The following is a 13,300-nucleotide window of genomic DNA, read 5'->3' on the forward strand; positions in this document are numbered from 1 at the left end:
CTCAATGTAAACATTACGAAAAACCACTCGATGTGACGGTTTGTTAATGTATCAATGTATCAATGCTTTAATCATTCAATTTTCAAATACACACACTTCAAATACGCGCCTTCTTTGAAACCAATTGGATGATCAATATCGTGAAGCGTTTTTTCTAAAATTGTATACTTGGCATTGTTTCGTAAAAGAGTTTCCGCTACCAAATCAAAAAAGATCTCAGCAGTCACGCGTGAACTACAAGAAGCTAAGATTAAGATTCCTTTTCGGTTGACCAGTTGCAGTCCCAATTGCGTGAGTTTTTTATAACTTGTAATCGCTTTTCCAACTTCTGCGGCGCTTTTGGCAAATGATGGCGGATCAATTACGACAATATCAAATTTTGTGTTGACACGTGCGAGTTTATTGAGTTCTTCAAACGCATCGCCCACAATGATCTTATGCGTTCCAGCATACGAATTCAACGTTGCATTACTTTTCGCAATTTCCAACGCAGGCGCACTGATGTCCAAACTTGTGACTTCTTTCGCGCCACCAACCAAAGCATGCACCGAGAATCCGCCCGCATAGGAGAACACATCTAAAACCGTTTTTCCGTTGGAAAGTTCACCTACTTTTTTACGGTTGGCTCTGTGATCTAAGAAATAGCCTGTTTTGTGTCCGTGAATGACATTGGCAGAGAAATTTACGCCGTGCTCTTTAAAGACTATCACTTCATTGTGGAGTTCGCCATCTAAAACTTGCCCGTCTGTAAAACCAAATTGATTCTTTTCTTTTTGCACATTTCTGCTAAGTCGTAACACAGTTGTTTCCGCTTTACTGATTTTGATCAGTTCAGGCAAAATATCTTTTAAATGGTAGAACCAAAACGACGCGTAGAGCTTTACAACCAACACAGTATCGTATACATCTGCAACGAGTGAAGGTAAGTTGTCGTTTTCGCCGTAAATCAGTCGGTAACTGTTAGTGTCCGTTTGTAAGAGTGGAATTCGTTTGTTGTAGGCTTCTTGCACTTTGTTGGCAAACCATTCCGAATTGATCGTGGCAGGCTTATTAGCTTGTAATATTTTGATGCGAATGGGAGAATTTGGATCGTAAAATCCGCAGGCTAGAAATTTGTTCTTCCGATGGTCAAAAATGATGGCTATATCGCCTGTTTTTCCTTCTTTATTTTGCTTGGAAATACTGTTTTCAAAAACCCATGGATGTCCTTTTTTTACCAACGTTTCTGAGGAAGGTTTCAGTTTGATGGCGATTTTACTCGTGACTATTTCAGGTAATGTGATCAATTTTTTTGCTTTGCGATGTGTTTGGTAAAAGTACGATTTTTTAATGTAGACGTTTAGTAAAGTCGCGAGACTTTACTCATATAGTGACTTTACGCAATTAGTTATTTATTTGTTAATTACGGATTTCCCGTACATTGTTAAAAAAATGATTTTATAAGTTTATTACATATTAATTAAAAAAATTAAATGTTATGAAAAAAAGAAAACCTAACTTATTAAAGTTGAACAAAAAATCTGTATCTAAATTGAGTGCCAATGCTATAGGAGGTTATCCAAACGCAGAGACCCTTTTTCAAGGAAATTGTGGTTCATATATCACAGTAGCACATACTTGTCAAAGTGACTTAAATTACTGTTAGACAAGCAGCGTCACGTGCAAATATTAAAAAATAACTATGATGAGCGAACTTCGGTTCGCTTTTTTGTTGCTTTGCAATGTGTTTGGAGTAAAGTCGTCACACTTTACTCAGCTACATTGCAAACAAATATTTGTTTATCAGAAGTATCTTGAAATGCTTCTTCTTCAAAAGAGCCAAGCTTGTGAATGATGTTGAAACCGTTCCATTGTAGATATGCATTTAGTTCTTGCGGAAAAAACATGCGCATGTCCAAGTTTTGAATCGAGTCAAATTCTCCATTGATAAAATAATGCCATTCTATACGATTAATTTGTGTACTAGATTCGTAGTGCATGATTTCTTTGATCACGATCTTTCTGCCATCATCAGTTTTGTATTTAGAAATCTCTTTGAGTTCTTTTCCACCTTCAACAATAAACGGCAAGTTTGGATTGAAACAATCGAATATGAATACGCCATCCTTTTTTAAGTGTTTTTTTACGGCTTTTAGTGTTTGAAACAAATCTTCGTTTGTATACAAATGGTGAACAGAATTGAAAGGAATAAAGATGAGGTCGTATTGTTCAGGTAGCTCAAAAGTCCGCATATCCGCTTCTATGAATTCAATATCCAAACCAGCATGTATAGCTTTTGCTTTTGCTTGTGTTAGCATGGAAGCGGTAAAATCTACACCCGTAATATCATGTCCGTCTTTTGCAAGCGGAAGCGTCAATCTCCCCGAGCCACAGCAAAGTTCTAAGATACGTGCGTTTTTATTTTTTGAAAGCCAACGTTTGTAAAAAGGCAAATCGTCCATGTTGGTATTCATGCCATCATAAATACTTGCATCATAGATAAGGTTGCCGACGGTGTAGTTGGTTTTCATGTTGTGAATGAATTAATGTATAAAGTTAGGTAAAGGTTGGACAAAAAAATAGCGGCTTAGTAAAGTCTCTAGGCTTTACTAAGCTACGAAAGTATGTTTTGAGATTCCTGACGTAAATGTAGACGTGAGTAGTCTCCAGACTTTACTCAGCTACAGTTATTGTGTTATAGTTTGACAAAGAATGGAATTAATCCACCTGTTTCTACTGCAAAGTCATCAATATAGAGAATAGGTTCGGCAATTAAGTAAGTGGTAAATGGTTGATATATTCCAAAAGCATACCTGCCTCTATTGACTTTTAGTGTTTGATACGGCATGTTAACATACCATTGCTGGTTGCCAGGAATGATATCAGATTTAGGAGTTCCAGTTGCTGCAGAACCATCGGGCATCATAAAGTAATTAGAAAGACTACCAACAGGCACACCTTTTCCATTACTACCATTATTTAGGTAAAACTTTACTACAACTTGAACTTTTCTTCCTATTCCTTGCGGCAGATTAACCATTCCGTGGATTCTCATGATTTGACCTTGCTGCATATCTTGAATGTTATGCTGTACATTGGAAATTCTGAAAGTTGCGGTTAAATCGCTAGTCGGATTTACAACAGGACGAGGTGTAGGATTAGTATCTGTTCCGTTAATAGCATCTTTCATTACATACGCTTCTCGGACAGTATTTGGAAAGAACGAATATGAAATCCAACAATATCCGTTGTTTCCCCAATTTTGTCCCCAAGAATTTAGCACCTTAAAAGCGCTTCTATTATCATCATAACCAACCACAATCATTGCGTGACCTCCAAGTTGCTGTCCGCTGTAATTATTCCAAATAAAATCTTGACCTACACTGTTTCTTCCGTTGTTTACAAAGCCTCTATCTATCATTGCACCGATAATTACAGGAAACCCTGCGTTTAACTGTGCTTTTACTTCTTTACTATCAGCAGCGTTTACTTGTCTCCAAAAGTCAATTTTGTATTTTTTTGCTCTGTCTTTTATATTGTTATTAGGTCTTGTTGTATAATCACTTTCATTATAAGGCATATCAGACCATTTAACTGCGCCTTGCTGAGAAACGAGATTTAACGCATCTATAAATAGACTTCCTCCATCTACACCATTATTAATTTGATTGTAAATAAAAGAAGGACTAAAAACAGCATTTTTATTTATAGCACCTCCATTGAAGAAGCTTGAGCCTTCTTCATATTTTTCTTGATAACTTTTACACGCATACCCAACTGCCCATGCAACACATGAACTTTGTCGTCCCTGATCACCAGCAGGTGGCATTCTGTTTGAAAGATCAAAAGTGCTCGGTAGTTCATCTCCAGCAAAAGGTGTTGAAGCCATTGGAATACCTCGTAATTGATCGGTTGGAGTAAATTTTAAACCTAATTTAACGTCTTGAGCAAGTATTGAGAAGGGTAGTGCAATACATAAAAGGATTAGAATTTTTTTTTCCATACTGATTGAGTTTATTATTTTGATCCAGCAAAAACATAAGGGTTGTTTGTGTGAATTTTTGTCTTGTTTGCGTTAAAGATAAGAGATTTACAGGGTAAATGCAATGTGTATTTTTTTTGTGTTGTGAGCTTATTGAAAAGTACATATTATTTGAGACGATGTATCATAAAAAAAAGCCACCTCAATGAGATGGCTTTTCACAAACAACTAAATTCTAAAACCTATCTAAAGTTTAGAATTTTTTTTTAATATTTTAGAAACAATATTCGTTTTCTGCGGTCATTTTTTCTGCAATTTGGTTACGTAAGGCAACTACGTTTGGCATGTTTGCGTATTTTGTGAAACGCTTTAATCCCATTAACATCATACGTTGCTCGTCACCTTCTGCAAACGAAACGATTCCTTCTTTTGCTTTACTCGTGATTTTTTCTACGGCGTTGAACAAGTTTAATTTTGTCATCGCAATTTGAAGTTCTTGAGAATCTTCTCCGAAACGTTTTGCGTTCTTTTCAGTACGTAAGATGGAAGATTCAATCATGTAAATTTCAATTAAGATGTCAGAAGCCGCCATTAGTAATTGTTGGTGTTCTTCTAATTTTGGCCCAAATTTCTGCACAGCCGATCCAGCAACCATTAGGAATACTTTTTTCAACTTTCCTAGTAATTCTTTTTCTTCTGAGAATAGTTCAGAATAATCTGGAATGTCAAATGATGGAATTCCCATCAATTCGTCCGCCACTTTCATAGCAGGCCCCAATAAATCAACATGACCTTTCATCGCTTTCTTCACCAACATTCCTACAGCCAACATACGGTTGATTTCGTTGGTTCCTTCATAGATACGAGAAATTCGTGCATCTCTCCAAGCAGATTCCATTGGTGTATCTGCTGAAAAGCCCATTCCTCCAAAAATTTGGATTCCTTCGTCCGTTACTTTTTGCGTGTCTTCTGAGATTTTTACTTTTAAGATTGAACATTCAATCGCGTATTCTTCTACACCTTTTAATTCCGCTTCTTGGTGTGTGTTTCCTTCTGTTTCACGAATTGCAATTCGGTCTTCAATATTTTTCGCAGCTCTGTACGAAGCAGATTCTCCCACGTAACATGAAGTAGCCATTTCTGCTAATTTCGCTTTGATCGCTCCAAATTTTGCAATTGGTGTTTTAAATTGAATACGCTCGTTTGCATATTTGGTAGCTTCTGTGATGACACGACGTTGTGCGTCTAAACAGGCTGCTGCCAATTTGATACGTCCTACATTTAAAGCATTCATGGCAATTTTGAAACCATTTCCTCGTTCAGAAAGCATGTTTTCTACAGGAACTTTTGTTTCATTAAAGAATACTTGACGCGTAGAAGAGGAGTGAATTCCTAGTTTGTGTTCTTCTTCACCAAGTGTGATTCCGTTTGGATTGTCTCTGTCAAACTCAACAATGAATCCAGTGATGTTTTTGTCATCTTCTATACGTGCAAACACGATGAATACTTCTGCAAAACCAGCATTGGAAATCCACATTTTCTGTCCGGAAATCAAGTAATGTGTTCCATCTTCCGATAGAACTGCTTTTGTTTTTCCAGAATTTGCATCCGATCCAGCACCTGGTTCCGTTAAGCAATATGCACCAAACTTTTCTCCAGCAGCTAATGCTGGCACATATTTTTGTTTCTGCTCTTCTGTTCCGTATAATGTAATTGGCATGGTTCCAATTCCTGTATGTGCTCCAAAAGCGGTTGCAATAGAACCTGTGGCACCAGAAATATAGTCACACACCAACATCGTAGAGACAAATCCCATGCCCATTCCGTCATATTTTTCAGGAACTGCGATTCCCAAAAATCCTAATTCTCCTGCTTTGCGCATTACTTCTTCCGTCAATGCGTAGTCTTTCTTTTCAAAGCGTTCTTTGTGTGGCCAAACTTCACGGTCTACAAATTCCTTTACGGATTCTTTCATCATGATTTGTTCCTCCGAAAAATCTTCTGGAGTAAATACGTCTTCACATTTTGTTTCTTTTACGAGGAACTGCCCTCCACGTAAGATGTCTGTTTTTACTGTTTCTGTGCTCATTTTTTTTATGGATTTAAGAATCAAGAGTCAAGAGTCAAGACTTTTACTAAGTCTACTTTTAAATCCTGAAATCATTTTTTGTAACTGATTTATCTTTTTTATTAATATGTTGTATTTTTCTTCTGTTAGATACTTTTCTCTGTAAGCTATTATTAATTGTGTTTCTAATTCAAAAGCAGAACCTAAACTGTCTTCTAAATATTTATTAAAATGCTTATCAGAACTTTTACTTGTTCCTTCCGCAATATTTGAAGGAATTGAAACTGCACATCGGTTCATTTGAGAGGTTAATCCAAATTTTTCGTTATCGGGAAAAGTTTTCGTGAGCTTGTACGTTTCACTTACGATTTCCATTCCGTCTATCCAAATGTTCAGTTTTTTAAAATTATGCACAATTAAAAGTCTTGGTTCTTGTTTCTAACAATCTTGCTTCTTAGTTAAGAAATTCAAAAACTCCAGCAGCGCCTTGTCCTGTTCCTACGCACATGGTGACCATTCCGTATTTCCCTTTCATGTCGCGCTTGCGCATTTCGTCAAATAGTTGCACCGATAGTTTTGCGCCTGTACAACCTAATGGATGTCCTAAAGCAATAGCGCCACCATTTACGTTGACGATGTCTTGGTTTAAGTTTAATTCGCGCATTACGGCTAACGATTGTGAAGCAAAGGCTTCATTCAATTCGATGAGCTCAATATCGTTTTGTTGTAATCCTGCTTGCTTTAATACTTTTGGAATTGCAGCTACAGGGCCAATTCCCATGATGCGTGGTTCTACACCTGCCGCAGCATAGTTTACCAAACGTGCAATCGGTTCAAGATTTAATTCTTTCACCATTTCTTCACTCATGATCAATACAAAAGCCGCACCATCACTCATTTGAGAAGAGTTTCCAGCAGTAACACTTCCGCCTTGAGCGAACACTGCACGCAATTTATTTAATACTGCTGTACTTGTTCCTTTACGTGGACCTTCATCTTTGGTTACGGTGTAACTTTTTGTTGCTTTTTTTCCGTTTTCATCAATATAGGTTTGATCTACCGTAATAGGAACGATTTGATCTTGAAAACGATTTTCTGCTTGCGCACGCAATGCTTTTACATGTGAATTGTATGCAAACTCATCTTGATCTTCACGAGAAACATTGAATTGGTTGGCAACAGCTTCTGCCGTATTTCCCATTCCCCAGTAATAATCTTCGTGACCTGCGTTTACGATGTCGTAGTTTAATTCTGTTTTGAATCCTGTCATCGGAACAGAACTCATGCTTTCGGCACCACCGGCAATGATACAATCTGCCATTCCTGCTTGAATTTTAGCCGCTGCCATTCCGATCGTTTCTAATCCTGAGGAACAAAAACGGTTTACCGTCACTCCGGGAACATCTACAATGTCTAATCCCATAAGTGAGATCAAACGTGCCATGTTGAGTCCTTGCGAACCTTCTGGCATTGCGTTTCCAACAATTACGTCGTCAATACGTTTTTTGTCAAAATCTGGCAATTCATTCATCATGTATTGAATCGTTTCGGCTGCCAATTCGTCCGTTCTTTTAAATCTGAACACACCTTTTGGAGCTTTTCCAACGGCTGTTCTGTATGCTTTTACTATGTATGCTGTTTTCATTTTCAATGAATAGTATTGAGTATTGAGTTTTTAGTATTGAGATTAGAGTTTCTGCTGAAAAGCATAATTCATTTTCTGTATTTCAATACACTGCTCAATTATTGGTTGTACTTTTTTTTTGTGTATGAGATTTAACTCTATTACTAATAACAATTGCGTGTGTAGTTCGTAATTAGAACCATTTGCAATACCTAAGAAATGCTTAAATTCTTTGTTAGAATTTCTTCCAGCACCTTCAGCTATGTTTGAAGGAATAGAAACTGCACTTCTTTTTATTTGAGATGTTAACCCAAATTTTTCATCCTTTGGTAAATCAGCAATAAGTAGATATACAGCTTTCGTCAAGGCTATTGACTTTGTCCATATTTTTAAATTATCTACTTTATGCATTTGATTTAGTATTGAGTTTTGAGATATTAGTATTTAGTTTTAGTATTGAGATGTTTCTTAGAACTTGTCTCAATTCTCACTACTAATATCTCAAGACTATTTTTAGTTTCTAAGCGGTTTCCCAGTTTTCAACATGTGCTGAATACGTTCCAAGGTTTTACGCTCTGTACATAGACTCAAGAATGCTTCACGTTCAAGGTCTAATAAGTAATCTTCACTTACTAATGTTGGTTCTGATAAATCGCCACCAGCCATTACATACGCCAATTTGTTGGCAATTTTATGATCGTGTTCACTGATGTAGTTACTTGCTTCCATGGCGTCAGTTCCTACTAAGAACATTCCCAACGCTTGTTTTCCAAGGACTTTTACGTCTTTTCTACGAACTGGTTGCGTGTATCCAGATTCTGCCATCAGTTTTGCATGTGCTTTTGCCGTTGCGATTTGACGATCTTTGTTTACAACTACCACATCTTTTCCTTTTTGTAAGATTCCCATATCGAATGCTTCATACGCAGACGTTGCTACTTTTGCCATTCCGATGGTTAGGAAGTGTTCTTGCAGTACGTTCAATTCTACATCACCTTTTCTAAACGTATCCGAAGCGCGTAACGCCATTTCTTTAGATCCTCCACCGCCAGGAATTACTCCGACACCAAATTCAACCAAACCAATGTACGTTTCCGCCGCAGCGACTACTTTATCAGCATGCATCGAAAGTTCGCATCCGCCACCCAATGTCATTCCGTGAGGAGCCACAACTACAGGAATAGAAGAGTAACGCGCACGCATCATCGTGTTTTGGAACATTTTTATTGCCATGTTCAATTCGTCATATTCTTGCTCGACAGCCATCATGAAAATCATTCCGATGTTGGCTCCAACAGAGAAGTTGGCTGCTTGATTTCCAATGACTAATCCTTGGAAATCTTTTTCAGCTAAGTCAATCGCTTTGTTGATTCCCGCTAAAACGCCACCACCAATCGTGTTCATTTTTGATTGGAATTCTAAGTTGATGATTCCGTCGCCTAAGTCTTCAATAACCGCTTCACTGTTTTTCCAAACTTCGTTCGATTTGCGAATGTTGTCTAGAATAATGAAAGCATCTTGACCTGGTTTTTTGGTCTGCACTTTCGCTGGAATGTCATAATAGTACGTTGCACCATCTTTTACGGTATAGAAACTTTTTTCGCCAGCTTCCACCATTTCCGTTACCCAAGCAGCAGGTTCTTTTCCTTCTGCTTTCATGAGTTCGATTCCTTTTTCAATACCAATCGCATCCCAAATTTCGAAAGGTCCATTTTCCCATCCGAAACCAGCTTTCATGGCATCGTCAATTCGGTATAATTCGTCAGAGATTTCAGGAATTCTGTTTTGAACATACGCAAACATGGCTGCAAAGTTTTTACGGTAGAATTCGCCCGCTTTATCTTTTCCACCAACTAATACTTTGAAGCGATCAATTGGTTTGTCGATAGTTTTTGTAAGTTCGAGCGTCGCAAATTTGGCTCTTTTCTTTTCACGATATTCTAACGTATTTAAGTCTAACGAAAGGATTTCTTTTTTACCTTCTGCAGTTACCGTTTTCTTGTAGAAACCTTGTCCTGTTTTGCTTCCCAACCATTTGTTTTCCATCATGGTTTCGATGAAATCTGGTAGTTTGAATAAATCGTGCGCTTCGTCGTCTAGACAGTTTTTGTAGATTCCGTTTGCAACGTGTACTAATGTATCTAAGCCGACAACATCAACCGTTCTAAAAGTCGCTGATTTTGGACGTCCAATTACGGGTCCTGTTAATTTATCAACTTCTTCAATAGTTAAGCCTAATTCTTTTACTTGATGGAATAGACTTTGAATTCCGAAGATTCCAATACGGTTTCCAATAAATGCAGGTGTATCTTTTGCTAATACGGATGTTTTTCCAAGGAACTTTTCTCCATACATCATTAAGAAGTCAGTCACTTCTTGGCTACAGTTTGGTCCTGGAACTACTTCAAATAGTTTTAAGTATCGTGGCGGATTGAAAAAGTGCGTGACTGCGAAGTGTTTTTGGAAATCTTCGCTGCGACCTTCATTCATAAATTGAATCGGAATTCCAGACGTGTTTGATGTAATTAACGTGCCTGGCCTTCTGTGTTTTTCAACTTGCTCGAATACTTTTTGTTTGATGTCTAATCGTTCTACAACAACCTCAATAATCCAGTCGACATCTTTTATTTTGTGAATATCATCTGTTAAATTCCCTGTAGAGATTCTATTAGCGAATTTCTGTGAGTAAATAGGAGATGGTTTCGATTTTAGTGATGCTTTCAGATTGTCGTTCACCAATCTGTTGCGTACGATTGCATCTTCAAGCGTTAAACCTTTCGCTTTTTCTTTGTCGTTGAGTTCAAAAGGTACTATGTCTAGTAGCAACACTTCGACTCCGATATTGGCAAAATGACAGGCAATTCCAGAACCCATGATTCCAGAACCGATGACTGCTATTTTGTTAATTGGTCGTTTCATCTTTTTTTCAATTTTTAAATTGTTAGTCAAAATTTATTCGATATTGAATACGTAGATTTTAAGTATATTCTTGGTTATTATTTATTTTCTGCGGTAGCTTCTATTTCAGAGCTGTATATTTTTTTGTTACTAATCAATTCTAGAATGACTTCTGAAACTTCATAGAAATTTTTTAGTTTTTCTTCATTAATATTAGCGCGAATGGCATCGTTGAAGCGCAATACGGTCGTTTTAGAAACATCTCGCATTTCTCTACCAAACTCTGTCAAACAGATTAACACACTTCTTCCATCTTTCGGATTCTTTTTTCTGTAGATGAGTCCTTTTTCTTCCATACCTTTTAAGGTGCGTGAAAGGCTGGTGGCTTCCATACCCATTTTTGGACCTAGTGCGGTAGATGGTGTTCCTTCTTCTTGGTCGATGCTTAGTAATGTGAACCCTGTTGCCATGGTGCTGCCATATTTTCCTGCTTCCTCATTGTACATTTTGGAAATGGCTTGCCATGTAGCTCGCATTACATGATCTATTGTTTTTTCTTTCATATAGTTGTTTGTGCTTCAAATATATGAAAAAATACTATGCACGCATAATAAAATAAAAAATAATTTTATGGATTTGGTAAAATTTTAGGAGTTGGAGTAGAAGAGTGGTAGAAAAATGATTAGGAATTGAGAATTTTATATTGTTGCAGCTATTTGTTGAGGATGAAAAAACTGTTTAAAAATTCTAGAATTCGTGAAACCGAATCAAGTTCGATTTCACATAAAGATTAATAATTAATGTGATGAGATTCTATGTCAAGTCCAGAATGACGTTTTTATAAACTTCTTAGAAAGTCTATTTTTCAGATTTTTATTAAAAAAAACCGCTCAATCTCTTGAGCGGTTTTGATATTTTTAAGCGCGATCGTATATTTTTTCGCAGTAGTCTTTGTAGATTTCTTTGATGACTTTTCGCTTCATCTTCATCGTTGGTGTGAGTTCGCCACCGTCAATGGACCAGACTTTCGGAATGAGTTCGAAACGTTTGATTTGTTCCCACTTTCCAAAGTTGCTATTGGCTTCGTCCACTTCTTTTTGAATACGTTTTATGATTTCTTCGGAAGCGCAGATTTCTTTTTCTGTTTTTCCAATGTTTTTTCCTTTCTTTTCTATCCAATCTTTGATGAATTCAAAGTTTGGTTGAATTAAAGCTGCTGGCATTTTTTCGCCTTCACCAATCACCATAATTTGCTCTATGAAACGCGATTGTTTGAATCGGTTTTCTATCAACGCAGGAATGACATATTTTCCTCCCGACGTTTTGAACATGTCTTTTTTACGATCAGTAATTTTTAAGAAACCGTCGTCACAGACTTCTCCAATGTCACCTGTATGGAAATATCCATCCGTCATAACACTTGCTGTTTTTTCAGGATCTTTGTAATAGCCTTGCATTACATTTGGACCTTTGACCAAAATTTCGCCATCGTTGGCAATTTTTACTTTAACGTTATCAATCACACGTCCAACCGTTCCTACTCGGAATCCGCCGTTACGCTGATCGTTTACAGTGATTACTGGCGACGTTTCCGTCAATCCATATCCTTCCATGATCGGAATTCCTGCGGCTGCAAATACACGTGTCAATCGTGCTTGCAATGGTGCACTTCCAGAAACCATGAGTTCTAAGTTTCCGCCCAAACCTTCTTGCCATTTGCTAAAGATAAGTTTGCGCGCTATTTTCAATCGGAATTCATACCACCAACCGTTTTTGCCGTATGGTTCGTATTGCAATCCGAGTTCAATCGCCCAAAAGAATAATTTCTTTTTAATTCCTGTTAAATCAGCACCTTTTGCGTAAATTTTATCATATACTTTTTCATACAAACGCGGAACTGCCGTCATTACGTTTGGCTTCACTTCTTTTAAGTTGTCGCTGATTTTTTCAATAGATTCTGCAAAGAAAATTTCAATGCCACAGTATTGATATAAATATAAAATCATACGCTCAAATACGTGACAAACAGGCAAGAAACTCAACGCTCTTGCTTGTCCGTTGTGTAATGGAACACGTTTTTGACTGTCCAATACGTTAGAAACCAAGTTGCTATGCGCTAACATGACACCTTTTGGTTTTCCTGTGGTTCCAGAGGTATATATTAAGGTGGCTAAATCTTCTGGAGTTACCGCATCTTTTCGTGCTTGTAACTCATCTTCATTGCTGGTATCTTCTCCAAGTTTTAGTATTTCTGACCAGTTGGTTTCTCCCGTAATTTGATCAAAAGTATACACACCTTTTAGCTTGGTATTTCCTTTAATCGCATTTAGTTTTTCTACAATTTCTTCATCCGACACAAAACAATAAATAGCTTCTGAGTGATTCAAAATATATTCATAATCTTCTTTGGCAATGGTTGGATAAATTGGGACATTTTGTGCGCCAATTTGCAACACGCCAATGTCCATAATATTCCATTCGGTTCTATTATTGGTAGAAATCACCGCAATTTTATCATTCGGTTGTACGCCTAAACGCAACAAACCTCTACTGATAGCGTTTGCTTTATCTAAATATTCTTGTGTTGATGTGGAAATCCATTCACCATTACTAAAGGTAGTAAGGGATTTTGCTAAGGGATAATTTGCTAATTGATAATAAGGAAAATCAAATAATCGGGTTACATTCGTCATTCTCTGATTTGGTTTTTTTATGAAATTGCAAATTATGAAATTTGTGAGCCATTTTC

11 protein-coding genes are annotated in these 13,300 nt (G+C 37.2%); 1 reads left to right on the forward strand and 10 read right to left on the reverse strand.

Going from position 1 to position 13,300, the window contains the following annotated elements; translation table 11 throughout:
- Positions 1-71 precede the first annotated feature (71 nt).
- Positions 72-1,286 carry a class I SAM-dependent rRNA methyltransferase gene (locus KORDIASMS9_RS13485; RefSeq protein ID WP_114903337.1) on the reverse strand — a complete coding sequence of 405 codons (1,215 nt, stop codon included), beginning with the start codon at positions 1,284-1,286 and terminating at the stop codon, positions 72-74.
- 191 nt (positions 1,287-1,477) lie between these two features.
- Between KORDIASMS9_RS13485 and KORDIASMS9_RS23340 the strand changes: the two genes are divergently transcribed.
- The gene (locus tag KORDIASMS9_RS23340) at positions 1,478-1,645 is read left to right on the forward strand and encodes a hypothetical protein (protein WP_162819951.1); all 168 of its coding nucleotides are present in this window, start codon (positions 1,478-1,480) and stop codon (positions 1,643-1,645) included.
- Between the two features lie 103 nt (positions 1,646-1,748).
- On the opposite strand, the gene KORDIASMS9_RS13490 is transcribed toward KORDIASMS9_RS23340, so the two are convergent.
- The 9 genes from KORDIASMS9_RS13490 to KORDIASMS9_RS13530 form a co-directional block, all read right to left on the reverse strand.
- Entirely contained in the window at positions 1,749-2,510 is a 762-nt protein-coding gene (locus KORDIASMS9_RS13490; RefSeq protein ID WP_114903338.1) for a class I SAM-dependent methyltransferase, read from the reverse strand.
- A gap of 164 nt (positions 2,511-2,674) precedes the next feature.
- Complete coding sequence (locus tag KORDIASMS9_RS13495; RefSeq protein ID WP_114903339.1) at positions 2,675-3,982, reverse strand: C1 family peptidase; 1,308 nt, start codon at positions 3,980-3,982, stop codon at positions 2,675-2,677.
- Between the two features lie 253 nt (positions 3,983-4,235).
- Positions 4,236-6,050, reverse strand: coding sequence for an acyl-CoA dehydrogenase family protein (locus tag KORDIASMS9_RS13500; protein WP_114903340.1), 1,815 nt, complete (start codon positions 6,048-6,050; stop codon positions 4,236-4,238).
- 27 nt (positions 6,051-6,077) lie between these two features.
- Positions 6,078-6,443: a four helix bundle protein gene (locus KORDIASMS9_RS13505; RefSeq protein ID WP_240321052.1), complete on the reverse strand. Its 366-nt coding sequence runs from the start codon at positions 6,441-6,443 to the stop codon at positions 6,078-6,080.
- 40 nt (positions 6,444-6,483) lie between these two features.
- On the reverse strand, positions 6,484-7,674 hold the full coding sequence (locus tag KORDIASMS9_RS13510) for an acetyl-CoA C-acyltransferase (RefSeq protein ID WP_114903342.1): 1,191 nt from the start codon (positions 7,672-7,674) through the stop codon (positions 6,484-6,486).
- A 42-nt stretch (positions 7,675-7,716) separates the two neighbouring features.
- The gene (locus tag KORDIASMS9_RS13515) at positions 7,717-8,064 is read right to left on the reverse strand and encodes a four helix bundle protein (protein WP_114903343.1); all 348 of its coding nucleotides are present in this window, start codon (positions 8,062-8,064) and stop codon (positions 7,717-7,719) included.
- A 102-nt stretch (positions 8,065-8,166) separates the two neighbouring features.
- Positions 8,167-10,572: a 3-hydroxyacyl-CoA dehydrogenase/enoyl-CoA hydratase family protein gene (locus KORDIASMS9_RS13520; protein WP_114903344.1), complete on the reverse strand. Its 2,406-nt coding sequence runs from the start codon at positions 10,570-10,572 to the stop codon at positions 8,167-8,169.
- Between the two features lie 77 nt (positions 10,573-10,649).
- The gene (locus KORDIASMS9_RS13525; RefSeq protein ID WP_114903345.1) at positions 10,650-11,114 is read right to left on the reverse strand and encodes a MarR family winged helix-turn-helix transcriptional regulator; all 465 of its coding nucleotides are present in this window, start codon (positions 11,112-11,114) and stop codon (positions 10,650-10,652) included.
- Between the two features lie 354 nt (positions 11,115-11,468).
- Entirely contained in the window at positions 11,469-13,244 is a 1,776-nt protein-coding gene (locus KORDIASMS9_RS13530) for a long-chain fatty acid--CoA ligase (protein WP_114903346.1), read from the reverse strand.
- Between the last annotated feature and the right edge of the window lie 56 nt (positions 13,245-13,300).

Source organism: Kordia sp. SMS9 (assembly GCF_003352465.1).
Classification (GTDB): domain Bacteria; phylum Bacteroidota; class Bacteroidia; order Flavobacteriales; family Flavobacteriaceae; genus Kordia.

Coding starts and splice junctions, on each gene's coding strand:
- KORDIASMS9_RS13530 (WP_114903346.1), bottom strand. CDS start 13,244: ATGACGAATGTAACCCGATTATTTGATTTTCCTTATTATCAATTAGCA.
- KORDIASMS9_RS13510 (WP_114903342.1), bottom strand. CDS start 7,674: ATGAAAACAGCATACATAGTAAAAGCATACAGAACAGCCGTTGGAAAA.
- KORDIASMS9_RS13525 (WP_114903345.1), bottom strand. CDS start 11,114: ATGAAAGAAAAAACAATAGATCATGTAATGCGAGCTACATGGCAAGCC.
- KORDIASMS9_RS13520 (WP_114903344.1), bottom strand. CDS start 10,572: ATGAAACGACCAATTAACAAAATAGCAGTCATCGGTTCTGGAATCATG.
- KORDIASMS9_RS13495 (WP_114903339.1), bottom strand. CDS start 3,982: ATGGAAAAAAAAATTCTAATCCTTTTATGTATTGCACTACCCTTCTCA.
- KORDIASMS9_RS13490 (WP_114903338.1), bottom strand. CDS start 2,510: ATGAAAACCAACTACACCGTCGGCAACCTTATCTATGATGCAAGTATT.
- KORDIASMS9_RS13515 (WP_114903343.1), bottom strand. CDS start 8,064: ATGCATAAAGTAGATAATTTAAAAATATGGACAAAGTCAATAGCCTTG.
- KORDIASMS9_RS23340 (WP_162819951.1), top strand. CDS start 1,478: ATGAAAAAAAGAAAACCTAACTTATTAAAGTTGAACAAAAAATCTGTA.
- KORDIASMS9_RS13500 (WP_114903340.1), bottom strand. CDS start 6,050: ATGAGCACAGAAACAGTAAAAACAGACATCTTACGTGGAGGGCAGTTC.